This window comes from Streptomyces sp. NPDC006384 (assembly GCF_042870695.1).
Lineage (GTDB): Bacteria > Actinomycetota > Actinomycetes > Streptomycetales > Streptomycetaceae > Streptomyces.
On sequence record NZ_JBIAHR010000003.1, the window covers coordinates 374,910 to 397,368 of the forward strand.

Sequence of the window (22,459 nt, forward strand, 5' to 3'; positions counted from 1 at the left end):
CCGGCGGCCGCCCGCCGGTACCGTCACCACTCGTGATCGACGTACCGGCCGCCTTCGCGGCCTCCCAGGCCATGTACAACAAAGACGCCGGACGCGCCTTCGTCGACGCGCTCCCGGGCCTCGCGGCCGACTTCACGAACCGGTGGCGGCTGCGTCCCGACGGCCCCCCGATGCACGGCCGGGCGGCCCTCGTCCTGCCCGTCCTGCGCGCGGACGACACCCCGGCCGTGCTCAAACTGCAGCTCCCCGACGAGGAGACCGAGGGCGAACCGGCCGCGCTGCGCCGGTGGAACGGCGACGGAGCGGTACGCCTCCTCGACCACGACCCGGCCACCGGCACCATGCTCCTGGAACGCCTCGACCCCACCCGCACCCTCGACCACCTCGAGGACTCCCGCGAGGCCCTCCTCGTCCTCGCCCGGCTGCTCGCCCACCTCACGGCGACCCCCGCACCCCCCGGCATGCGCCGCCTCGCCGACACCGCGCGCGCCATGCTCGACCGGACACCGGGCGCCCTGCAACGCGTCCCCGACCCCGAGGACCGCCGCCTGGTCGCCGACTGCGCCGCCGCCCTCCACGAGGTCGCCGACGACTGCGGCGACCGGCTGCTCCACTGGGACCTGCACTACGGGAACGTCCTCGCCGCCGACCGCGCCCCCTGGCTCGCCATCGACCCCAAGCCCCTGGCCGGCGACCCGGGCTTCGACCTGCTGCCGGCCCTCTGGAACCGCTACGACCCGGCCGAGACCCGCTGGCGCTTCGACGCCATGACCGACGTCCTCGGCCTGGACCGGGAACGGGCCCGCGCCTGGACCCTCGGCCGCGTCCTGCAGAACTGCCTGTGGAACACCGAGGAGGGCAACCCGCTGGATCCCCCGCAACGCGAGATCGGGCGGCTGCTGCGGAGGCCCTGAACCGCCGCCCCCGCGCCCCGCGCGGGCCGGTCCTCTTGCGCCGAATGGACGCCGTGCCGCGCGGCCCCGGGCACCCCGCCAGAACCTGAGGCCATGCCCTCAGCACGAGTGATATCCACGGCTGTCCTGCTGTCCACCGCCGCCCTCCTCTCCTCCTCCCTGACGGCCTGCGCACCGGCCGCCCGGGACACAGCCCGGGACGCCGCCCGGGGCCGGGACGGCGGTACCGCGGCGGCCGGCCTGCCCGACGACAGCCGTCTGAGCCGTCAGGCCCTCGACTGGCGGGACTGCCCCGCCCCGACCCCCGCCCAGGGCGGCGGCGAGGCCCCCGCCCCGCTCCCGGACGGCACCCGCTGGCAGTGCGCCACCCTGCGCGCGCCGCTGGACTGGAAGAACCCCTCCGGAGAGACGATCGGCATCGAACTGATCCGGGCCCGCTCCAGCGGCGGCTCCGGCGACCGGCTCGGCTCGCTGTTCTTCAACTTCGGCGGCCCGGGCGGCTCCGGGGTCGCCGCGCTGCCCGCCTTCGCCGCCGACTACGAGGAACTCCGCTCCCGCTACGACCTGGTGAGCTTCGACCCGCGCGGCGTCGGCAACAGCCGGGGCGTGCGCTGCCTGGCCCCCGAGGCCGCCGAGAAGGCCGAGGCCGAGCTGGACGACACCCCCGACGACGACGGCGGCGAGACCGACGCCCTGCTCGAGTTCAACCGGCTGGTGGCCGCCGCCTGCGAGAAGAACTCCGGCGACGTCCTCCCCCACGTCGGCACCACCGAGGCCGCCCGCGACCTGGACCTGATGCGGCACGTCCTCGGCGACGAGAAGCTCCACTACTTCGGCATCTCCTACGGCACCCAGCTCGGCGGCGTCTACGCCCACCTGTTCCCCGAGCGTGTCGGCCGCGCCGTCCTGGACGGTGTCGTCGACCCCACCCGGGACATGATGGAGGAGGCCCTCGGGCAGGCCGAGGGCTTCCAGCTCGCCTTCGAACACTTCGCGTCCTGGTGCGTCGAGCAGCGCTGCGCGCTCGGCGAGAGCACCGAGGCGGTCGTGGAGGCCGCCCTGGCGTTCGAGACGGTTCTGGACGAGACCCCGCTGCCCACCTCGGACGGCGGCGAACTCGACGGTGACGAGCTTCTCGACGCCGTCATCGGCTCCCTCTACAGCCAGCGCTTCTGGCCCGCGCTCCTGGTGGGCCTGGAGGCGCTAACCGACGGCGACGGCGACGTGCTGGAGGAGCTGGCGAAGACGCTGGGCCAGCGCGGCACCGGCGGCGACACCGACGACGGCAGCGACGACGAGACCGACGAAAGCAACGCGAACGACGCCTTCAAGGCCATCACCTGCGACGACTCCAGCGACCGCTACACCGTGGCCGACGTGGAGCGCGGGATGCCCGAGTTCCTCGAGGCGTCCCCGCTGTTCGGGCCGGGCCTGGCCTGGTCCACGCTCGCCTGCACCGGCTGGCCGGTACCCGGCGAGGCCCCGCATCCCGAGGTGAGCGCGCCGGGCGCGCCGCCCGTCCTGCTCGTCGGCAACACCGGCGACCCCGCCACCCCCTACGAGGGCGCCGCCCGCATGGCCGAGCGGCTCGGCAGGGGCGTGGGCCGCGTCCTCACGTACCGGGGCGAGGGCCACGGCGCCTTCGACTCCGGCAACCCCTGCGTGCGCGGCGCGGTCCACGCGTACCTGCTCGACGGGGAACTCCCGGAGCCCGGCGCGGTCTGCGAACAGGAAAGCCCGCCGCAGGGCAAGTAGCACCCGCCCCCGTGAACGTCCGAAGGCCCGCCGTCCACTGGACGGCGGGCCTTCGTTCTCGTTCCCGAGCCCCCTGTCGGATTCGAACCGACGACCTTCGCTTTACAAGAGCGGCGCTCTGACCAGCTGAGCTAAGGAGGCGTCGCGCGGCGGCGCGCGCGGGCGGCTCCACTGTACACAGACCCGGTGAACGATGCGGCGTGAAAATTCCGTCGAAGTTCACAGCCCCGCAGGTACTGACAGAACAGGTGAACGGCAGGTACCGTCCTGACCCAGTTCACCCGTGTGGACTACACCAACCACCTTCCTACAACGGATCGTCCGGCACGTTCCTGCCGGTAGAAGGGGGCCCATACATCATGGCCACAGTCCAGTTCGACAAGGCGACCCGCGTTTACCCGGGTTCCGACAAGCCCGCCGTCGACGGTCTCGACATCGACATCGCGGACGGCGAGTTCCTCGTCCTGGTCGGCCCGTCCGGCTGCGGCAAGTCCACCTCGCTCCGCATGCTCGCGGGGCTCGAGGACGTGAACGGCGGCGCCATCCGCATCGGCGACCGCGACGTCACGCACCTGCCGCCGAAGGACCGGGACATCGCCATGGTGTTCCAGAACTACGCGCTGTACCCGCACATGACGGTCGCCGACAACATGGGCTTCGCGCTCAAGATCGCCGGCGTCAACAAGGCGGAGATCCGGAAGAAGGTCGAGGAGGCCGCGAAGATCCTCGACCTGAGCGAGTACCTGGACCGCAAGCCGAAGGCGCTCTCCGGTGGTCAGCGCCAGCGTGTCGCGATGGGCCGCGCGATCGTGCGCGAGCCGCAGGTCTTCCTCATGGACGAGCCGCTGTCCAACCTGGACGCCAAGCTCCGCGTCTCCACGCGTACGCAGATCGCCTCGCTCCAGCGCCGCCTCGGCATCACCACCGTGTACGTCACCCACGACCAGGTCGAGGCCATGACGATGGGCGACCGCGTGGCGGTGCTCAAGGACGGTCTGCTCCAGCAGGTCGACTCCCCGCGCAACATGTACGACAAGCCCGCGAACCTCTTCGTCGCCGGCTTCATCGGCTCCCCCGCCATGAACCTGGTCGAGGTGCCGATCACCGACGGCGGCGTGAAGTTCGGCAACAGCGTGGTCCCGGTCGGCCGGGACGCCCTGAAGGCCGCCTCCGACAAGGGCGACCGCACGGTCACCGTCGGCGTCCGCCCCGAGCACTTCGACGTGGTGGAGCTGAACGGCGGCGTCTCCTCGTCCCTGTCCAAGGACTCCGCCGACGCCCCGGCCGGCCTCGCGGTCTCGGTCAACGTCGTCGAGGAGACCGGCGCCGACGGCTACATCTACGGCTCGGTCGAGGTCGGCGGCGGGACGAAGGACCTCGTGGTCCGCGTCAGCAGCCGCGCGGTGCCGGAGAAGGGCGCGACCGTGCACGTCGTGCCGCGGCCGGGCGAGCTCCACGTGTTCTCGTCCTCCTCGGGCGAGCGTCTCTCCGACTGAGGAACGTTCCGGCTGGGAGACGCCCCACCGGAAAACCACACGGCCGGGTGAATTCAGCCGTGTTGACGCGAAGAGCCCCGCAGCCTGCTGCGGGGCTCTTCGCGTTGTCGACAAATACCCCGGCAGGACGGACATTTCGAGCAGTGTGCGTCAACCCGTTACCCGTTTTCCCACGGTTTCCCATCACCCGAACCGGTGACTAAATGTCGCCAAATCATCACCGGACGCTACCCTCGCTCGCGTGAAGCACTCCGTGAAGCACTCCGCTCCCCAGCAGACGCGACGCGGCCGGGGCCCCGCCCGCCGGATCGGCCGCTCCCTCGCCTTCGTCCTGCCCGTCGTCCTGGTGCTCTCCGGGACCCTCGCGGTCACCCGGGTCAACTGGTCGGGGAATCCCTCGGACCCGGTGCTCGCCGCGTCGGAGGCCTCCTCCTCGAAGGCGTCCTCGCCCGCCGTCTCCCGCGCGCCGCACGAGGTGCTGCGCGACCGGCTGCTGATCGAGCTGCAGGAGGAGGACCCGGGCGTCGCCCTCACCCACCTCCAGCAGGCCGTCGACGACCGCCCGTCGCTGGCGAAGCACTGCGCCTCCATCGCCCGCGCCCTCGGCCGCGCCGCGGTGAAGGTCTACGGCCCGACGCGCGCCCAGTCGTACGCACGCCCCGTCTGCGACACCGCCTTCGCCTCGGGCGTCCTGGCCGCCCACCGCTGACCCCGGGGCCGCGCCTCGTCGGCCCCGCCCCGGCCCCGCCCCGGCACCGGCGAGGCGCCACGTACAGTTCGGGGCATGACCGATCCGAACGCCGCGTCCCGCCGCCCCGTTCAAGCCGTCGTCCTGGCCGGCGGCCAGGGTTCCCGCCTGCGCCCGTACACCGACGACCGGCCCAAGCCGATGGTCGAGATCCCGGGCACCGGAACCCCGATCATCGGCCATCAGCTCACCTGGCTCGCCGAGGAGGGCGTGACCGACGTCGTGGTCTCCTGCGGCCACCTCGCCGAGGTGCTGCAGAAGTGGCTGGAGACCGCCGACCTGCCGCTCTCCGTCACCACCGTGGTGGAGACCGAGCCCCTCGGCCGCGGCGGCGGCCTGAAGTACGCCGCCGCCCGCCTCCCCCACCCGGACCGGCCCTGGTACGCCACGAACGGCGACATCTGGACCCGTTTCTCGCTGCGCGACATGGCCGACTTCCACGCCGAGCGGGACGCCGTCGCGACGCTCGCCCTGGCCCGTCCGCGGCTGCCCTGGGGCGCCGTGCAGACGGACGGCTTCGGGCACATCACCGACTTCATCGAGGCCCCGCCGTCGACCTTCGAGATCAACGCGGGCGTCTACGTCTTCTCGCCCGCCTTCGCCGCGATGCTCCCCGAGCGCGGCGACCACGAGCGGACCACGTTCCCGCGGCTGGCCCGTGAGCGCCGGCTGGCGGGTTTCCCGATCCCCCAGGGCTCCTACTGGCGGGCCATCGACACCGCCAAGGACCTGACGGAGGCGGCCCGGGAACTGGCGGCGCTGAACCGTTAGCCACCGATCCGTCAGCCACCGATCCGGCGGCCACCGGCTCTCGGTCGTGCACGTACGGCGACGGGCCCGCACATCTTCCGTGCGGGCCCGTCGCCGTACGTGCCTGTACCGCCGGGGCGGTCTCCGGGCTACCCCAGAAGACCGCCCACCAGGCGGCCGCCGGGCTGGCCCGTGGAGGTGGAGCCGCCGTCGGTGTCGCCGCTCCCGGTGCCGCTCCCGGTGCCGGTGGAGCCGGTGGAGCCGCCGGTGCCGCCCGAGGTGGTGGCTCCGCCGGAGGTCGGCCCGGTGGTGGTGCTCGGCGCCTGTCCGGCGGGCGAGGTCCGCTGCGGCGGGGCCTGCCCCGTGGTGCCCTGGGTCTGGCTGGGGGCGCCGCCGGGCGTGGTGCCGGTGCCGCGGGTCGCTCCCGGGGTGGTCGCCCCGGCCTCGCCGGGGGTGGCCGTGCTGCCGGAGGTGGCGCCCTGCGTGGGGGCCGAGGAGGTGGCCTCCGGTGTCGTCCGCTGCCGCTCCTCGGGGTCCCGGGGGAGCGGGGAGCCGGGCAGTTCGTTGCGCGGGCCCTCGCCGGGGCCGGGGACGACCACCCGGTCGGCGTCCCGTACGGCGCCGCCGAGCAGCGAGCCGACGAGGAGGGTGATCCCGGCGACGAGGAAGGTGACGAGGGCGCCGCGGCGCAGCACGTAGCGGCGCAGGTCCCAGATGTCGGCGCGGGGGCCGAGGCGGCGCCAGGCACCGCCGGCGAGGCGGCCGTCGACGGAGTAGACGGGGGCACCGGCGATGATCAGCGGGGACCAGGCGGCGAGGTAGATGATGTCGGGCGCGTCGTAGACGGGGACGCTCTTCCAGCTGACGGTGACCAGCAGCGCGGCGGACAGGGACGCGCCGACGACGGCGGCGACGCGCTGCCAGCACCCCAGGACGGTCAGGACGCCGACGAGGACCTGGAGGAAGGCGATGACCAGGCCGGAGCCGACGGGGTGGGCGAGGGCGAACTGGCGCAGCGGTTCGGCGACGTCCCAGGGGTGCAGGGTGTGGAGCCACTTGACCATGGAGCCGCGTTCGCCGCCGTCGAAGTAGACGGGGTCGCAGAGCTTGCCCATGCCGGCGTAGACGGAGATGAAGCCGAGGAAGACGCGCAGGGGCAGCAGCACGACGCCGAGGTTCATGCGGCGGCCGGGGTAGTAGGCGTGCCGTGCGGGGTCGTCGCCGTGGCGTCGTGAGCCCTGCTCCGGGTCCGCGTCGTCGCCCTGGTACTCGTCCCCGTACCGGTCGTCGGGGTACCGGTCGCCGGAGGCCGGGCGGATGTCCTCGCCGGTGTAGGCGGGTTCGTCGTAGGCGCTGCCGACGGTGCGCATGGCGGGCAGCAGCCGGGTGCCCTCGGGCGCGGGACCGCGCTGGGCGCCGACGAGGGGCGTCTCCAGGGTCTCGGTGTCCGGGCCGTCGTCGTAGCCGTACGGGTCGTGGCCGGGGCGGGTGCCGTGGCCCGGGCCGTTCGCGCCGACGCGGGGGATGACCTGGGTGGCGCCGGCGTCGGGTGCCGGTTCCTCGGTGTGGCGGCCGGCTCCGGCCCGCACCGCCTGGAGCAGCCGGTGGGCGCCGGTGTCGTCCGGGTCGGAACGGCCGCTCCAGACCACGGCGCGGCGCCGGGCGGGCGTGGGGACCGCGGCGCCGGCGGGCATGCGCGCGGCGTCCTGGGTGGCGCTCAGGTGCCGTGCGATCCGCGGGGACCGGGTCCGCGGCGCGGAGGCACCGAACTGCACGCGGAAACTCGCGTGGTTGACGATGACCTGGGCCGGATCGCTCGGCACCTTCACCATGCTCAGCGCGGGAGCGTCGTCGTATCCCGACGAGCGGTCCCCCGTGGGTGTGCGGGGTGTTCTGGTGTCCACACTCATCTAACCGAGTGATGTGTCGTTAGGACACTGCCTTGACCCGCCGGATCTGTCCGGACCGCGTCAAGCCTGCCAGGACCGCCCGGAACAGCCCGGGCGGGGGACGGAGCCGAACACCCGTCCCCCGCCCGGCCCGGTGCTCAGGAGCGCCGGCGCGCCGCCTCGTAGAGCACGATGCCCGCCGCCACACCGGCGTTGAGGGACTCGGCGCCGCCGGGCATGGGGATCCGCACCCGGACGTCGCAGGTCTCCCCGACGAGCCGGGACAGCCCCTTGCCCTCGCTGCCGACGACGATGACCACGGGCCCGTCCAGGGCCTCCAGGTCACCGAGCTCGGCCTCGCCGTCGGCGGCGAGGCCCACGACGGTGAGGCCGGCCTTCTGGTACGACTCCAGCGCCCGCGTGAGGTTGGTGGCGCGGGCCACCGGGGTGCGGGCGGCGGTGCCGGCGGACGTCTTCCAGGCGCCCGCCGTCATGCCAGCTGCGCGCCGCTCGGGCACGACGACGCCGTGGCCGCCGAAGGCGGAGACGGAGCGGACGACGGCGCCGAGGTTGCGCGGGTCGGTGACGCCGTCGAGGGCGACGATCAGCGGGTCGGCGCCCTCGTCGTGGGCGGCGGCTACCAGGTCCTCGGGGTGCGCGTACTCGTACGGCGGGACCTGGAGGACGAGGCCCTGGTGGTTGAGCCCGTTGGTCATCCGGTCCAGCTCGGGGCGCGGCGCCTCCATGAGGTTGATGTTGCCGCGCTCGGCGGCGAGCTGGAGCGCCTCGCGCACCCGCTCGTCGTTGTCGATGAACTGCTGGACGTAGAGCGTCGAGGCGGGCACGCCCTCGCGCAGGGCCTCGTAGACGGGGTTGCGGCCGACGACCAGCTCGGACGTCGACCGTCCGCCGCGCCGCTGCTGGGTGCGTCCCGTGGCGCGGCGCGCCTTGGCGTTGGCGGCGCGCTGCTTGGCGTGCCCCTTGCGCATCTCGGCGGGAGGCGTCGGCCCCTTGCCTTCCAGGCCCCGGCGTCGCTTGCCGCCGCTGCCGACCTGCGCGCCCTTCTTGCCGGACATGCGGCGGTTGTTCGCGGCCATGAGTTACCTGTCTCCGCTCTGTTTCTGCTTCACGGCGTGTGCCACGCCGTGTGCTGCGTCGTATGCAGTGTGCCGCCCGGGGGGCCGGGCGGCACACTTGATCTTCCGTGACCGGTGGGGCTCAGCGGGTGCCGAGGCTCCAGCGCGGTCCCTGCGGGCTGTCCTCGATGACGAGCCCCGACGCCTTCAGCCGGTCGCGGATGGCGTCGGCGGTGGACCAGTCCTTCCGCGCCCGGGCGGCCTCGCGCTGGTCGAGGACCAGGTGTACGAGGCTGTCGACGACGTCGTGCAGGTCCTCGCCCTGTTCGCGCTCGCCGGCCCAGTGCGGGTCCTGCGGGTCGAGGCCGAGCACGCCGAGCATGGCGCGGACCTCGGCGAGGCGGGCGACGGCGGCCTCCTTGTCGTCGGCGGCCAGCGCGCTGTTGCCCTGCCGGACGGTGGTGTGCACGACGGCGAGGGCCTGGGGGACGCCCAGGTCGTCGTCCATCGCCTCGGCGAAGGCGGGCGGCACCTCGGCGGCGGGCTCGACGGTCCGGCCGGCCAGCTCGGTGACGCGCTGCACGAAGCCCTCGATCCGCGCGTACGCCGACTCGGCCTCGCGCAGGGCCTCCTCGCTGTACTCGATGGTGGAGCGGTAGTGCGGCGTGCCGAGGTAGTACCGCAGCACGACCGGGCGCCACTTCTTCACCATCTCGCTGACGAGCACGCTGTTGCCGAGCGACTTGGACATCTTCTCGCCGCTCATGGTGACCCAGGCGTTGTGCACCCAGTACCGGGCGAAGGCGTCGCCGAAGCCCTCGGCCTGCGCGATCTCGTTCTCGTGGTGCGGGAAGATCAGGTCGATCCCGCCCCCGTGGATGTCGAACTCGCTCCCCAGGTACTTGTGCGCCATGGCGGAGCACTCCAGGTGCCAGCCGGGCCGCCCGCGTCCCCAGGGCGTCTCCCAGCTCGGCTCCCCGGGCTTGGCCGCCTTCCACATGGCGAAGTCCCGCGGGTCCCGCTTGCCGGTCTCGCCCTCCCCGGAGGGCTGGCGCAGCTCGTCGAGGTCCTGGTTGGACAGCGACAGGTACCCGGGCAGGGACCGTACGTCGAAGTAGACGTTGCCCTCGGCCTCGTAGGCGTGGCCGCGCTCGATGAGGCCGCGCATCATCTCGACCATCTCGGTGATGTGGCCGGTGGCGCGCGGCTCGTAGGTGGGCGGCAGGCAGCCGAGGGCGTCGTAGGCGTCGTTGAACGCCCGCTCGTTCTCGTACCCGATGGACCACCAGGGGCGGTTCTGCTCCGCGCTCTTCTTGATGATCTTGTCGTCGATGTCGGTGACGTTGCGGATGAACGTGACGTCGTAGCCGCGGTGGGCGAACCAGCGGCGCATGATGTCGAAGTTCAGCCCCGAGCGGATGTGCCCGATGTGCGGGGCGGCCTGCACGGTCGCGCCACACAGGTAGATCGAGACACACCCGGGCGTGAGGGGGGCGAAGTCACGGATCTGCCGGGCGCTGGTGTCGTACAGCCGAATAGTCACGCCTCCAGGGTAGTGGCCCCCGACCAGTGCCACGGGCCTCCGTCCGCGTTGTCACCGGACCGGGCCCGGAACCGAGGGCCGCTGCCCGGCCGGGCGGGCCGGACGGCGAGGGCCACTGCCCGGCCGGGCGGGTCGGGTGGTGGGTGGGCGCGGGCCGGGGTCCAGGGGCGGAACCCCGGCGGGGTGCGGGGCGGAACCCCCGGCGGGGTGCGGGGCGGCACCCCCCGTTCAGCCCGTCCGGACCACCAGCGCCGTGGCGACCGCCATCAGCCCCTCCCCCCGTCCGGGGAACCCCAGTCCGTCCGTCGTCGCCCCGGACACCGACACCGGCGCTCCCGCCGCCTCCGACAGCACCTTCTGCGCCTCGTCCCGCCGCTTCCCGATCTTCGGCCTCGGCCCGACGACCTGCACCGCGACGTTCCCGATCCGGAAGCCCGCCGCCCGCACGATCCGCGCGGCCTCGGTGAGCAGAGCCACCCCCGACGCCCCGGACCACTCCGGCCGCCCGGTGCCGAAGTGCTGCCCGAGGTCCCCGAGTCCGGCCGCCGAGAACAGCGCGTTGCACGCCGCGTGCGCGACGACGTCCGCGTCGGAGTGCCCGGCGAGCCCGGACCCCTCGCCCTCCCACTTCAGTCCCGCGCACCACAGCTCGCGCCCGTCCTCGAACGCGTGGATGTCGGTGCCGATCCCGACCTGCGGCAGCGGCGCCGCGTGAACGTCCGTCTCAGAAGCCATCGTTGAGCCTCCTGCGCGCCAGGACCGCCTCCGCCAGCACCAGGTCGAGGGGTCGCGTCACCTTGAACGCCTCCTCGTGCCCCGGCACGACCACCACCGTCGGTCCCAGCCGCTCGACCATGCTCGCGTCGTCGGTGACGTCGCCGGTCACCGTCGCGTGGGCCCGCACCAGCGTGGCCCGGTCGAAGCCCTGCGGTGTCTGCACCGCGCGCAGCCGGGCCCGTTCCGGCGTCGCCACCACCGGCTCCGGCCCGCCCGGCACCTGCGCCGGTTCGACCTGCTTGACGGTGTCGGCGAGCGGCAGCGCCGGCACGACCGCGGGCGCGCCCTCCCGTACGGCGTCGATGACGGCGTCCACCGTGTCCACCGGCACCAGCGGCCGCGCCGCGTCGTGGACGAGGACGATGTCGTACTCGGGGGGCAGCGCGTCCAGGCCGAGCCGTACGGACTCCTGCCGTGTCCCGCCGCCCGGCACGACGAGAAAGTCGGTCCTCTCGGGCAGGGCGTGCGCGTCGAGAAGGCTCCTGACCTCGGCGGCGCCGTCGGGCGGGGCCACGACGACGACGAGGGAGACCGCGCGGGAGGCGGCCATCGCGCGGACCGCGTGGACGAGCATGGGCGTGCCGCCCAGGGAGCGCAGGGCCTTGGGGGCACCGGGACCGAGGCGTACGCCGCGGCCGGCGGCCGGGATCACGGCCGCGGTCCGCATGGTCGTACGGGCGTCGGGCGGGGTCTGGGCGGGCGAGGGACGCGATTCGTCGGACATCGGTTCCTGTCAGGTTTGTGTGCTCGACCTAGTTGGGTATGGCCTCACCGTGCCGGGCGCGACGTCTTGACCGGACCCTTCCGTGACCCCGGTCGAGCCTGCTGCCCGGGCCCGGCACGCCAGGACCGGGGGAATTCTCCCCGGGATGTGCGTCAGGGGACGAATCCGGGTACCGGATCCCCGGACGTCTTCGTGTACGAGTGACCGGGTGTCCGGGTACGAACATGCCGCAGCGCCCGGCGACAGCAAGGATGTCATCGGGCACCGCGGCATTTCAGTGCGCTGAACCGAGCGGGCAGCGGGCTGCGCCTCGGATCAGGAGGCGAGCACCTCGTCGAGCAGGGCTTCCGCCTTGTCCTCGTTGGTGTTCTCCGCGAGGGCCAGCTCGCTCACCAGGATCTGGCGGGCCTTGGCGAGCATGCGCTTCTCACCTGCGGAGAGTCCGCGCTCGCGCTCGCGCCGCCACAGGTCGCGCACGACTTCCGCGACCTTGATGACGTCGCCGGAGGCGAGCTTCTCCAGGTTTGCCTTGTAACGACGCGACCAGTTCGTGGGCTCCTCGGCGTACGGCGCGCGCAGCACCTCGAAGACCCGGTCGAGTCCGTCCTGACCGACCACATCACGCACGCCGACGAACTCCGCATTGTCCGCTGGCACACGTACCGTCAGGTCACCCTGGGCGACCTTCAGCACCAAGTAGGTCTTGTCCACGCCTTTGATCTGGCGAGTTTCGATAGCCTCGATCAGCGCGGCCCCGTGATGGGGATAGACCACGGTGTCGCCAACCTTGAACGTCATGTGACAGGTACCCCTTCCGTGGCTATCCAGGGTAACACGGATACGGCGTCTTCTGAATGGCGTTTTCGCAGGTCAGGGCATATCTCGGGGCTTGACAACAGCAACAGGAACGTGCTTCGCCGGGTGAGCGGAAGGCGGTATTCGCAGGTCGGAGCGGCTCTTCGGGGCGGGCGAAACACGCACGTCACGCACGCCGGCAGCCCCCTCGAGACGCCCGAAAGATCCCATATGGCCGGTTCCGCGTGTGCGACTTCCGTTACTCCGTTCGGAGTCCCGTGCGGGGTTCCGGCCGAATCCGGAATTGATCACGGACACCTCGGGGCCGGTCCGCCCGGTGATCAATTCTCCGGACGTCCGCGCATTCCTTCACGGAAAATTCCCACGCCGGCGCACCACCCGTTTGGTGCGGCTTCTTATCCGAATGGCAGACGAGTGGGTGCACCAATGTGACGCGTGATGCCGGTGGTGCCATCGAGGGCGCGGACGCGGCCGACGGCCTCGTGGTCGCCGTCCGCCGTCCGCCGTCCGCCGCGCGAAGCCGCACCCCTTCGGGGAGGGTCGGGTGTGGCGGCACGGGACCGGCTCGGTAACCTGAGGCCGCTGACAGTCTCTTAGGGCGGCTTTATCCGTTGCCGCCGCCTCGCTCGAGTCCAAGGAGTTGCCGCCGCCGTGAGCAGCAGCCTTCGACGCGGTGCCCTCGCCGCCGCCGCCATCGCGTTCTCGATCGCCTCGCTCGCCGCGTGCGGTGCCGGTCACAACGCCCAGACGCTGGAGATCAAGCCGGACAACGCGGCCACCACCGTCGGCGACATCAAGATCCAGAACGCGCTCGTCATCACCCAGCCAGACCCGAAGGCGACCGGCCCGGCCGTGGTCTCCGCCATGCTGTTCAACGGCGGGACGACCGACCAGACGCTGGAATCCGTCACCGTGGCGGGCAAGTCCGCCGAGCTGAAGCCCGCCAAGGGCGGCAAGGACCTCACCGTCCCGGCCGGCGGCTCCCTGCTCCTCGGCGGCAAGGACAACGCCTCCGCCGTGCTGACCGCCGGCCGCGAGGCCGTCCAGGACGGCAACGCGCAGGAGGTCGTCTTCTCCCTCAGCAAGACCGGTGACGTGAAGCTGCGCGCGTTCGTCGTCCCGGCCGAGAGCTACTTCTCCTCGTGGGGCCCCTCCGACGTCCCGTCGACGCCGGGCGCGTCGGCGAAGCCGTCCCCGGGCGCCTCCGGGGAGCCCGCCGACGGCGAGTCCTCCGGCGCACCGGCGGACGGCTCCTCGGCCGCCGACGGTGCCGAGGGCGACGCGTCCTCGGCGGGCCCGGACGCGCCCGGCTCGGAGACCGGCGCCGCCGGGCAGGAGGAGACGGCCGGCCACTGAGCCGCCGTCCCCCGATCCGTACCGCGCGAAGGGCGGGGCTCCCGAGGGAGTCCCGCCCTTCGTCGTGCGTACCGGGAGGCCCGTGGGGCCGGTCCGGCTACGGCTCGAACTTGTAGCCCAGACCCCGCACCGTCACCAGGTAGCGCGGCGCGCCCGGGTCGGGCTCGATCTTGGCGCGCAGCCGCTTGACGTGGACGTCCAGGGTCTTGGTGTCACCGACGTAGTCGGCGCCCCAGACCCGGTCGATCAGCTGCATGCGGGTCAGCACGCGGCCGGCGTTGCGCAGCAGCATCTCCAGCAGGTCGAACTCCTTCAGCGGCAGGTCGACCTTGGTGCCGCCGACGGTCACCACGTGCCGGTCGACGTCCATGCGGACGGGCCCGGCCTCCAGCGCGGCGGGGGTGACCTCCTCGGGCTCGCCGCGGCGGCGCAGCACGGCGCGGATACGGGCGACCAGCTCGCGGGAGGAGAAGGGCTTGGTGACGTAGTCGTCGGCCCCTATCTCCAGTCCGACGACCTTGTCGATCTCGCTGTCCTTGGCGGTCACCATGATCACGGGAACGTTGGAGCGGCCGCGCAGCTGGCGGCAGACCTCGGTGCCCGGCAGGCCGGGCAGCATCAGGTCGAGGAGGACGAGGTCGGCGCCGTTGCGCTCGAACTCGTCGAGGCCGTCGGGCCCTGTGGTCGCCACGGCGACCTCGAAGCCCTCCTTGCGGAGCATGTAGGACAGGGCGTCGGAGAAGGACTCCTCGTCCTCGACGACGAGCACACGGGTCACGGAAGGACCTCCGGAGCGGGAAGCGATGCGTATGGGGATGTGGATGAGGATGGGGGTGCGGAAGGATCGGCGGGGGCGGTCCGTCCGTCGCCGGCGGGTTCGCCGTGCTCCTCGCGTCCCGGGTCCGTCCGTTCCTCCTGGTCCGCGGGGCCGGTGTCGGAGGACCGGGCCGTCCGCCGGGCTGCGCGGTCGCGGGCGGCGCCCGCCTCCGGCAGCCGAAGGGTGAACGTGGAGCCCTGGCCTTCGGCGCTCCACACCGTGACCTCCCCGCCGTGCGAGGCGACCACGTGCTTGACGATCGCCAGACCCAGGCCGGTGCCTCCGGTGGCCCGGGAACGGGCCGGGTCGACGCGGTAGAAGCGCTCGAAGACGCGCTCCTTGTCCTTCTCGGAGATGCCGATGCCCTGGTCGGTCACGGCGATCTCGATCAGGTCGCCGCCGGGGGCGCCGACGCGGCGGGCCGCGATGCCGACGCGGGTGCGGGCGGGCGAGTAGTTGACGGCGTTCTCGACGAGGTTGCCGAGGGCCGCGGCGAGCTGGCCGCGGTTGCCGCGCACGTACAGGTCCGCCGTGCCCTCCCGTCGCCCGCCACCGCCCTCGTGCGAAGGCCCGGCGGGTCCCCCGATCGAGGCGGCCATGGTGATCTGCTTGGTGCCGGCCGCCTGCCGGCAGCGGTCGATGGCCTCGGCGATCAGCTCGTCCACCGGGACGGGCTCGGCGTCGTCGAGGGGGTCGTCGTTCTGGACCCGGGACAGGTCGATGAGCTCCTGCACCAGGTTGGTCAGCCGGGTCGCCTCGATCTGCATGCGCCCGGCGAACCGCATCACGGCCTCCGGGTCGTCCGAGGCGTCCATGACGGCCTCGGACAGCAGGGAGAGCGCGCCGACCGGCGTCTTCAGCTCGTGGCTCACGTTGGCGACGAAGTCACGCCGTACGGCCTCGATGCGGCGGGCCTCGGTGAGGTCCTCGACCAGCAGCAGCACCAGCCGGGAACCGAGGGGCGCGACGCGTGCGGACACGGCGAGGGCCTCGCCGCGCCCCGTGCCCCGCCGCGGCAGGTCCAGCTCGACCTGCCGTATCTCCCCGTCCCGCCGCGTGTCCCGGGCCATCTGCAGCATCGAGTCGACGGCGAGCCTGCCGCCCCGGACCAGGCCGAGGGCGTACGCCGCCGAACTGGCCTTCACCACGGCGTCGGCCTCGTCGAGGACGACCGCGGAGGACCGCAGCACGGACAGCACCGTGTCCACGCCGGGCGGGAGCACGGGATCGGTGTGCAGGGAGGTGCGGGTGGGTCGCTTCTGGTCGCGCTCGCTCCAGCGGAACGCCAGCATGGCGATGACACCGGTGAGCACTCCGGAGATCGCTGCCGATGCGGCGACCGCCGCGTTCACGTCCATGCGTCCAGGTTAGGCACGCCGCACCACCCCGCCCCAGCCATCGGGGTGCGAGCTCGAACACTCGTCGCCCAGAGTTCACCTTGGAGCCAGGGATGGTTCATTTGTGGTGCCGGAACCGGACGCGTACGGGCCGGAACGTGTAAGCGTGGGGGTGCGGCAGGGGTTCGAGCCCCTTCCTAGGACGTACGAGAGGGAACCTGATGCGGGACGCGTACCACGAGGAACTGGACTCGATCGGTGACGGTCTGGTGGAGATGGCCCGGCTGGTCGGCTCGGCGATCGGGCGCGCCACGACCGCCATCCTCGACTCCGATCTGAAGCTGGCCGAGCACGTGATCGAGGGCGACCAGAAGGTCGACGAGCTCCAGCACGACCTGGAGGCGAAGGCGATAGCGCTGCTGGCCCGGCAGCAGCCGGTGGCCACGGACCTGCGCATCGTCGTCACCTCGCTGCGGATGTCGGCCGACCTGGAGCGCTCGGGCGACCTGGCCCAGCACGTGGCCAAGCTGGCCCGCCTGCGCTACCCGGCGATCGCGGTCCCGCACGACCTGCACGCCACGATCCTGGAGATGGGCCAGCTCGCGCAGCGCCTGATGGCGAAGGCGGCCGAGGTCATCATCACCAAGGACGTGGACCTGGCGCTCCAGCTGGAGCAGGACGACGACGCGATGGACCTGCTGCACCGCACGCTCTTCCAGCACCTGCTGGACGACAAGTGGAAGCACGGCATCGAGACGGCCGTGGACGTCACCCTGCTCGGCCGCTACTACGAGCGCTACGCCGACCACGCGGTCGCGGTCGCCAAGCGGGTGGTCTACCTGGTCACGGGCGAGCACGCGGACGAACTCCAGGCGGACATCCAGCCGGTGACGGGGGTGGAGGGGGTCTGACGGGCGGGCCGGGCGGTGCCGGGGCGGCCGGCCGGGCCTGGGGTCCGCCGGCCGGGCCTGGGCACGTCGGACGGCGGCCCGGGGACGTCGGACGGCGGCCCGGGGGCGCGCGTGAGCGCCTCAGTGCGCCGTTGATGCGACCGGGGTCCCGGGCGTCCAATGGGCTCAGGCACCAGCCTCGAGGAGGGACCCATGGCCGAATCCCCCGGCACGACGCCCGATCCCGCGCAGGAGCGGCAGACCGAGCAACCCGCCGACCTGCGCAGCCTGCCCCTGATCGCCGCCTGCGGCTGCGGTTCGGGCTGCGGCTGCGGCTGCCAGTCGGGCAACCCCTGCCAGTGCGGCTGACGCCGCGGTGACACGACGACGCCGTACGGCACCCGGGCCCGCCCCGGGCGCCGTACGGCGCGCGCGTGTCCACGCATGACATCGGCGTACGGCGTCTGCTGCGTACGGCGTCTGCGCAGGGCGGCGGGCCGGGCTGAGTACGGGTACTCAGGACGCCCCGGCCCTTCCGTCCGACCCTGGGGACAGGACCACGACCCACGGGGAGATTCCGATGAACGCCAGCACGCACACCGGCCCGATACGCACACTGACCCGCCTGGCCCTCACCAACCGCGCCTCGGCGGTCTACCTCGCCCTGGTGGGCGCGGCCGTCCTCGTCGCCGTCGCGGACACGCTGTTCGGCTCCGGCCCGGACGCCTCGCTGATCTGGGTCTGGCCGGCCCTGGCCACCTTCCCGGCCTTCGGCTTCGTGGTGTGGCTCGGCGAGGCGGGCTGGGGCGGGGATGCGCCGGCCTGGTTCCTCGTCGGCGGGATCGCGCTCTCGGCGCTGGTCCAGTCCCTGGCGCTGGGCGCGATGCTGGAGGCGCTGCGGGGCCGCCGCCGGCACCACGCACCGACGGTGGGCTGAGGACGTCCGTACCGCCCCTGGTGCAATTTGTAGGGCTACAGTTGATAGAAACGTACCCCTACATATTTCTCCTCCTGAGGTGCGCGTGAACGTGAAGAAGCCTGCCGACATGTTCGACCGCGACTACGAGTGGGCGGCTCTGACCCGGTTCATCACCGACCCCCAGCCGGGGGCCACCCTGGGCGTGGTCTCCGGCAGGAGGCGCCAGGGGAAGACCTTCCTGCTGGAGGCGGCCTGCGAAGCGGCGGGCGGCTTCTACTTCGGCGCGACGGAGGCCGCCGACGCCGAGTCCCTGCGTCGGCTGAGCTCGGCCCTCACCGCACACGTCCGGCCGCACAGCCCATACCACTTCGCCGACTGGCACGAAGCGATGGACGCGCTGCTGGCGCTCGGGACCGCACGGCCGGTGCCGGTCGTGATCGACGAGTTCCCCTACCTGGCCAAGGCCAACCCGGAGCTGCCGTCGATCGTCCAGAACGCGTTCCGGCCCCTGCGGGAACAGCGCACCGGCTCACGGACACGGCTGCTGCTCTGCGGTTCCGCCCTGTCGTTCATGGGCGGACTGCTGTCCGGAAACGCGCCCCTGCGCGGGCGGGCGGGCCTGGAGCTGGTGGTCCGCCCCTTGGACCACCGGCTGGCAGCCGAGTTCTGGGGCATCGACGACCCCCGTCTCGCCCTGCAGGTGCACGCGGTCGTCGGCGGCACCCCGGCCTACCGCCGGGAGTTCGCGCGCGGCGACAGCCCGTCCGGGCCGGAGGACTTCGACGACTGGGTCGTCCGCACCGTGCTGAATCCGGAGACCCCGCTCTTCCGCGAAGCCCGCTACCTGCTCGCCGAGGAACCCGACCTCCGCGACACCGCGCTCTACCTCTCCGTGCTCGGCGCGGTCGCCGAGGGCAACACCACGCGCGGCGGCATGGCCGGCTACCTGGAACGCAAGGCCACCGACATCGCCCACCCCATCAACGTCCTGGAGGACGCCGGACTCCTCCAGCGGGAGGCGGACGCGTTCCGCACCAACCGCTCCACCTACCGCATCGCCGAGCCCCTGATCGCCTTTCACCACGCGGTGATGCGCCCGGTCTGGCCCCAGCTCGAGCGACCCGGCAACGCAGCCCGCGTCTGGCAGGCCAGCCGACGTCGCTTCACGGCCAACGTCCTCGGACCCCACTTCGAACAGGTCTGCCGCGAGTGGGCCCTGCACCACGCCGACCCCGACCTGCTCGGGGGTCTCCCCGCGCACGTCGGCCGAGGTGTCGTCAGCGACCCGTCGACGAGGACGTCCCACGAGGTCGACGTCGCCGTCGTCGGCGTGGCCGACGGTTCGAAACCCCCGCTGCTGGCGATCGGTGAGGCCAAGTGGAACGACACGATGGGCATCGCCCACATCGACCGCCTGCGTCACATCCGGGACGTCATCGCCCGCACCGGCCGCTACGACACCAGCCGCACCCGGCTCCTCTGCTTCACCGGCGCCGACTTCAACACCAAGGCCCGTCACGCCGCGGCCTCTTCACCGGACGTCCAGCTCATCGGCCTGCCGCTGCTGTACGGCGGGGACGGGGCCTGACCTTCACGGCTGTTCCTCGTCGGCGTTCACGCCGAAGCCGGCCTGGAGTGCGTGAATGTCTACGCGGACTCCGAGGTCCCGGCGATCATCAGGGAAGCCGCCGAGCGCGCCGAGCGCCGAGACGTGAGCGCGGCCGGGAGCATCCACCTCGCCGCCATGGCCGACCGTGTCCGGGACGAGCCGCTGTTCTCCCGCATCTTCGAGGGGACGGGCCGGGGCCGCTGGGTTCCGTCCGCTCACGGGCCGTCGCTCCACGCGTCCGACGGCGGTTCCGACGGGAGGCCGTCGTCGGCCGGCGGCAGGAAGCGTGGGTGGTCCGGCGTGCTCACCGGCGCGGGGGTCCGTTCCTCGGGCGACGCGAACGGTCCCGCGCGGAAGTGCATGAGCAGCATCATGGTCCCGCCCAGGACGAGGGAGATGACGATCAGGGCGAAGCCGACGGGATTCCGCGGGTTGTACGTGTAGCGGCTCGTGCCCCACTTGCTTCGCCTGAGCATCGGCTCGTCGTCGAAGTACACGCACAGGACGCTACGGAGACCGACCCCCCGCCCGGAAGGGGCGACCTCGGCAGCGGTCCTCCTCCGGCCGCGCCGTGTCCGCGCACCGGTCGCCGACTCGCACGGCACCCCGGGCGGCACGCTCGGGCTGCCCGGGGTGCCGCGGCATCCGGGCCGGGTGACGTCCCTGGCAACCGTCACCGTCACCGGGGACCGTGGGCGTACGCCGTCACCGGTGACGGACGTGGACGTCAGGCAGGCCGGGGCACGATGCTCACCGCGCGGTAGTCGTATCCGTCCTGCTTGAAGCCGGGGGCCTCCCACGTGAGGTCCACGTGCTGTCCGGGCGTCAGGGTGCGGAAACCGGTCGCCTGGATGTCGGAGAAGTGGCCGAAGCAGCCACCGGGGGTCTCGGGGGAGTCGAGCATGCCCCACCCTTCTTCGTCGTCCCACTCGCGGACGATCGCAGCCACCATGAGGGGAACTCTAAGGCAGCCGTCGGCCAAGTCATGTGCCCGGCCGCAGAAGTACCGGCTTGAGCCCCGGAACTCCGGGCGGGCTGTCCGGCTCAGGCATCGAAGTCGTACTCCAGGATGTACGAAGCGGCGTCCAGGGTCATCTCGTTGACCTCGACGGGGCGGCCCTCGCCCGTGAACGCGGTGCGGCAGACGAGGATGACTGGTGTGCCCGCGGACATGCTCAACTGCGCCGCCTCGTCCTTCGACGGCATACGGGAGCGGATCTCTTCACGGAAGTGCACCGGCTTGTGGCCGAGTTCGGCGAGCCTGGCGTACGTTCCGCCCGGCCCGGTGTCCTCCCGCGTGATCGCAGAGCCCGCGACCAGGGACAGGGGCAGGTAACTCGTCGCGAGCAGGACGGGCTTGGCGTCCAGGACGAAGCGCCGACGCCTCACGCACACCGTCTCCTCACCGGCCAGTCCCAGGACCGTGCCGACGTGGTCGGGCGCGGCCTCCTCGGACACGATGACCACAAACAGGTGTCGGCCCAGGCCGCCAAGAAGCCCCCGTCCTGCGGGGAAACCGCAGAACGGGGGCTTGCCGGTGTCGCGTTGGTTACTTCTTCTTGCCCTGGGTCTTGCCGGGGATCTTGGTGAGCTGGGTTTTTGCTGGTCAGGGGCGGCGGGTTCGTGCGCCTGGTGGTCGTCATTAGTCGCTGCCGAGCAGCCTCAGACGGCCCAGGGACGGCCCAGACAACGACCCGTCGGCCAGGACTACGAGCTGATCGGCAGCTCCCGCGCTCGCTGGCGTGCTTGGGCCCGTAGCTCCTTCAGGCGGGTGTGGAACGCGTTGTGACGGTTCTGGTCGAGGTTCAGTGGTAGGTCGAGCTGGGAGATGAGCTGTGACTCCAGGTCCCAAGGTTCGCTCCGCTCGATCCAGCAGACTTGCGCGTTGTCCGCCATCCACTGGCTCAGGGTGGCTTCGCCGGCCTTGCCGAAGGTCATCCGCTTGCCGCTGCCCACGCGGCGCAGCTCGAGTCCGAGCAGACAGCCGAGGGTGAGCCGCAGGGTCGAGCCGGCCGCGTTGCCCCGGTAGTGGTAGCGCACCCGCTTGCGTAGGTTTTGCGTGCTGGTCCGGTTCGCCATGTACCGCGGGGCTATGCCGACATAGAGCAGACGCCCGACGTCCAGGTCCGGATGGGGTGGTTGCTCGAAGTGCCACCCGTAGACCCCTGCCGCCGCCGGGACAGGGCTCGGACGCACCAAGACCTCCTGCGCCGACCACAACCGATCGGGACTGACGAGAGCGGTAGCTTCCACGGCATCTCCAGGCACGCGACGGCTGATCATCGCAGACTACTGGTTGCCGCTGACAGAATGTTCCTGGCCTGCGCCTGCGTGACATCAGCTCGGGACGTTCAAGTGATCTATGGACAGCAGAGACCGAGTTGCTCATCTCCGCCGACAATGAGGGCATGGACATGAGGGTATTGAAGTGGCTAGGCCCACTCTGCTTACTGTGTGCTGGGGCGGTCTTCTATACCGTGCTGTCCGACGCGAAAGAGAAGGAGAAGGCAGGCACCGTATCCCACTGCAGGCAGGCAGTAGATGGTATCTGCGGGCCGCTTCCAGACCTGGACACCGAGCGAAACACGGACCTCACCCCTCTCTTCTCTGATCCGCAGACGATTTCGTTCGAGCTGCCCCACCACCTCCTCCCAGACAGGACTGTGGCAGGTGAGGCTGTGATCTCCTGCACCGCAAGGGGTGACATACGCATCGGCCTGACCGCCGAAACATACGTGGACGCGGTGGTGACGGTGGTCGGAGGGCCGTACGACATCAGCGACTGGCAGGGCCGCACCGTGGAGCTATCAGAAGAACCAGTCAGGATTACTTTGAGAAACCCTACTCCCGGGGATGCGTCTTCATGTTCGCCGGGGGGCTACACCGTAGACGTCGAGTCCGCATGAATAGGGTGGGGTGGAGCGCTGGCATCTGCAGAACCCCTCCGGTTACTGATGTTGAACTCGTGGAGTCGTAGGGGCTGACGGCTTGTCGACTGTGCGGTATCACCGGGACATGCGGTATCCACAAGGGGGCGGGCTGA

23 protein-coding genes, 1 tRNA gene and 1 pseudogene are annotated in these 22,459 nt (G+C 72.0%); 11 read left to right on the forward strand and 14 right to left on the reverse strand.

Annotation, left to right across the window (positions count from 1 at the left end):
• The first annotated feature begins 71 nt into the window (after positions 1 to 71).
• Positions 72 to 914, forward strand: a complete 843-nt coding sequence (locus ACFYOJ_RS05890; RefSeq protein WP_388596217.1) for an aminoglycoside phosphotransferase family protein — start codon at positions 72 to 74, stop codon at positions 912 to 914.
• A gap of 93 nt (positions 915 to 1,007) precedes the next feature.
• Positions 1,008 to 2,669, forward strand: coding sequence for an alpha/beta hydrolase (locus tag ACFYOJ_RS05895; protein WP_356553300.1), 1,662 nt, complete (start codon positions 1,008 to 1,010; stop codon positions 2,667 to 2,669).
• A 67-nt stretch (positions 2,670 to 2,736) separates the two neighbouring features.
• Here the strand turns inward: ACFYOJ_RS05895 and ACFYOJ_RS05900 are convergent.
• Positions 2,737 to 2,810: transfer RNA gene (locus tag ACFYOJ_RS05900), tRNA-Thr, on the reverse strand.
• A 218-nt stretch (positions 2,811 to 3,028) separates the two neighbouring features.
• Between ACFYOJ_RS05900 and msiK the strand changes: the two genes are divergently transcribed.
• The 3 genes from msiK (at position 3,029) to ACFYOJ_RS05915 (ending at position 5,684) form a co-directional block, all read left to right on the forward strand.
• The gene (gene msiK / locus ACFYOJ_RS05905) at positions 3,029 to 4,165 is read left to right on the forward strand and encodes a diacetylchitobiose ABC transporter ATP-binding protein MsiK (protein WP_356553299.1); all 1,137 of its coding nucleotides are present in this window, start codon (positions 3,029 to 3,031) and stop codon (positions 4,163 to 4,165) included.
• A gap of 253 nt (positions 4,166 to 4,418) precedes the next feature.
• Positions 4,419 to 4,874, forward strand: a complete 456-nt coding sequence (locus ACFYOJ_RS05910; RefSeq protein WP_356553538.1) for a hypothetical protein — start codon at positions 4,419 to 4,421, stop codon at positions 4,872 to 4,874.
• Between the two features lie 75 nt (positions 4,875 to 4,949).
• On the forward strand, positions 4,950 to 5,684 hold the full coding sequence (locus ACFYOJ_RS05915; protein WP_356553297.1) for a nucleotidyltransferase family protein: 735 nt from the start codon (positions 4,950 to 4,952) through the stop codon (positions 5,682 to 5,684).
• Between the two features lie 128 nt (positions 5,685 to 5,812).
• Here ACFYOJ_RS05915 and ACFYOJ_RS05920 read toward each other — a convergent pair whose 3' ends face one another.
• The 6 genes from ACFYOJ_RS05920 to ACFYOJ_RS05945 form a co-directional block, all read right to left on the reverse strand.
• Complete coding sequence (locus tag ACFYOJ_RS05920; RefSeq protein WP_356553296.1) at positions 5,813 to 7,573, reverse strand: DoxX family protein; 1,761 nt, start codon at positions 7,571 to 7,573, stop codon at positions 5,813 to 5,815.
• Between the two features lie 137 nt (positions 7,574 to 7,710).
• Complete coding sequence (rlmB, locus tag ACFYOJ_RS05925) at positions 7,711 to 8,649, reverse strand: 23S rRNA (guanosine(2251)-2'-O)-methyltransferase RlmB (RefSeq protein WP_356553294.1); 939 nt, start codon at positions 8,647 to 8,649, stop codon at positions 7,711 to 7,713.
• Between the two features lie 121 nt (positions 8,650 to 8,770).
• Complete coding sequence (cysS, locus tag ACFYOJ_RS05930) at positions 8,771 to 10,171, reverse strand: cysteine--tRNA ligase (protein WP_356553292.1); 1,401 nt, start codon at positions 10,169 to 10,171, stop codon at positions 8,771 to 8,773.
• Positions 10,172 to 10,399: 228 nt separating this feature from the next.
• Entirely contained in the window at positions 10,400 to 10,906 is a 507-nt protein-coding gene (gene ispF / locus ACFYOJ_RS05935; RefSeq protein ID WP_356553290.1) for a 2-C-methyl-D-erythritol 2,4-cyclodiphosphate synthase, read from the reverse strand.
• Complete coding sequence (gene ispD, locus ACFYOJ_RS05940; RefSeq protein WP_356553288.1) at positions 10,896 to 11,672, reverse strand: 2-C-methyl-D-erythritol 4-phosphate cytidylyltransferase; 777 nt, start codon at positions 11,670 to 11,672, stop codon at positions 10,896 to 10,898. The genes ispF and ispD overlap by 11 nt, the downstream gene beginning before the upstream one ends.
• A 315-nt stretch (positions 11,673 to 11,987) precedes the next feature.
• Positions 11,988 to 12,470: a CarD family transcriptional regulator gene (locus ACFYOJ_RS05945; RefSeq protein WP_003953493.1), complete on the reverse strand. Its 483-nt coding sequence runs from the start codon at positions 12,468 to 12,470 to the stop codon at positions 11,988 to 11,990.
• A 669-nt stretch (positions 12,471 to 13,139) separates the two neighbouring features.
• Between ACFYOJ_RS05945 and ACFYOJ_RS05950 the strand changes: the two genes are divergently transcribed.
• Entirely contained in the window at positions 13,140 to 13,844 is a 705-nt protein-coding gene (locus ACFYOJ_RS05950) for a DUF461 domain-containing protein (protein ID WP_356553286.1), read from the forward strand.
• A gap of 97 nt (positions 13,845 to 13,941) precedes the next feature.
• Here ACFYOJ_RS05950 and ACFYOJ_RS05955 read toward each other — a convergent pair whose 3' ends face one another.
• Together ACFYOJ_RS05955 and ACFYOJ_RS05960 are read right to left on the reverse strand one after the other, a co-directional pair.
• A complete protein-coding gene (locus ACFYOJ_RS05955) occupies positions 13,942 to 14,622 on the reverse strand; it encodes a response regulator transcription factor (protein WP_004929857.1) in 681 nt (226 codons plus the stop codon).
• Positions 14,619 to 16,019 carry an ATP-binding protein gene (locus tag ACFYOJ_RS05960; protein WP_356553284.1) on the reverse strand — a complete coding sequence of 467 codons (1,401 nt, stop codon included), beginning with the start codon at positions 16,017 to 16,019 and terminating at the stop codon, positions 14,619 to 14,621. The genes ACFYOJ_RS05955 and ACFYOJ_RS05960 overlap by 4 nt, the downstream gene beginning before the upstream one ends.
• Before the next feature lie 200 nt (positions 16,020 to 16,219).
• Between ACFYOJ_RS05960 and phoU the strand changes: the two genes are divergently transcribed.
• From phoU to ACFYOJ_RS05980, 4 genes are all read left to right on the forward strand, one after another.
• The gene (gene phoU, locus ACFYOJ_RS05965; protein ID WP_356553282.1) at positions 16,220 to 16,909 is read left to right on the forward strand and encodes a phosphate signaling complex protein PhoU; all 690 of its coding nucleotides are present in this window, start codon (positions 16,220 to 16,222) and stop codon (positions 16,907 to 16,909) included.
• A gap of 192 nt (positions 16,910 to 17,101) precedes the next feature.
• Positions 17,102 to 17,257: a hypothetical protein gene (locus ACFYOJ_RS05970; RefSeq protein WP_356204421.1), complete on the forward strand. Its 156-nt coding sequence runs from the start codon at positions 17,102 to 17,104 to the stop codon at positions 17,255 to 17,257.
• A gap of 211 nt (positions 17,258 to 17,468) precedes the next feature.
• Complete coding sequence (locus tag ACFYOJ_RS05975; RefSeq protein ID WP_356553280.1) at positions 17,469 to 17,825, forward strand: SCO4225 family membrane protein; 357 nt, start codon at positions 17,469 to 17,471, stop codon at positions 17,823 to 17,825.
• 91 nt (positions 17,826 to 17,916) lie between these two features.
• A complete protein-coding gene (locus tag ACFYOJ_RS05980; protein WP_356553278.1) occupies positions 17,917 to 19,395 on the forward strand; it encodes an ATP-binding protein in 1,479 nt (492 codons plus the stop codon).
• A 3-nt stretch (positions 19,396 to 19,398) separates the two neighbouring features.
• On the opposite strand, the gene ACFYOJ_RS05985 is transcribed toward ACFYOJ_RS05980, so the two are convergent.
• From ACFYOJ_RS05985 to ACFYOJ_RS06005, 5 genes and pseudogenes are all read right to left on the reverse strand, one after another.
• Positions 19,399 to 19,635: a hypothetical protein gene (locus ACFYOJ_RS05985; RefSeq protein WP_356553276.1), complete on the reverse strand. Its 237-nt coding sequence runs from the start codon at positions 19,633 to 19,635 to the stop codon at positions 19,399 to 19,401.
• Positions 19,632 to 19,913 carry a hypothetical protein gene (locus tag ACFYOJ_RS05990; RefSeq protein WP_356553274.1) on the reverse strand — a complete coding sequence of 94 codons (282 nt, stop codon included), beginning with the start codon at positions 19,911 to 19,913 and terminating at the stop codon, positions 19,632 to 19,634. The genes ACFYOJ_RS05985 and ACFYOJ_RS05990 overlap by 4 nt, the downstream gene beginning before the upstream one ends.
• A 230-nt stretch (positions 19,914 to 20,143) precedes the next feature.
• A complete protein-coding gene (locus tag ACFYOJ_RS05995; RefSeq protein ID WP_356553272.1) occupies positions 20,144 to 20,368 on the reverse strand; it encodes a cold shock domain-containing protein in 225 nt (74 codons plus the stop codon).
• A 92-nt stretch (positions 20,369 to 20,460) separates the two neighbouring features.
• Positions 20,461 to 20,880, reverse strand: a pseudogene (locus tag ACFYOJ_RS06000) (GntR family transcriptional regulator); the annotation flags it as partial.
• A 243-nt stretch (positions 20,881 to 21,123) separates the two neighbouring features.
• Positions 21,124 to 21,699, reverse strand: a complete 576-nt coding sequence (locus ACFYOJ_RS06005) for a GIY-YIG nuclease family protein (protein WP_388596201.1) — start codon at positions 21,697 to 21,699, stop codon at positions 21,124 to 21,126.
• A gap of 125 nt (positions 21,700 to 21,824) precedes the next feature.
• On the opposite strand from ACFYOJ_RS06005, the gene ACFYOJ_RS06010 reads away from it, so the two are divergent.
• Positions 21,825 to 22,322: a hypothetical protein gene (locus tag ACFYOJ_RS06010; RefSeq protein ID WP_356553268.1), complete on the forward strand. Its 498-nt coding sequence runs from the start codon at positions 21,825 to 21,827 to the stop codon at positions 22,320 to 22,322.
• The last annotated feature ends 137 nt before the right edge of the window (positions 22,323 to 22,459 follow it).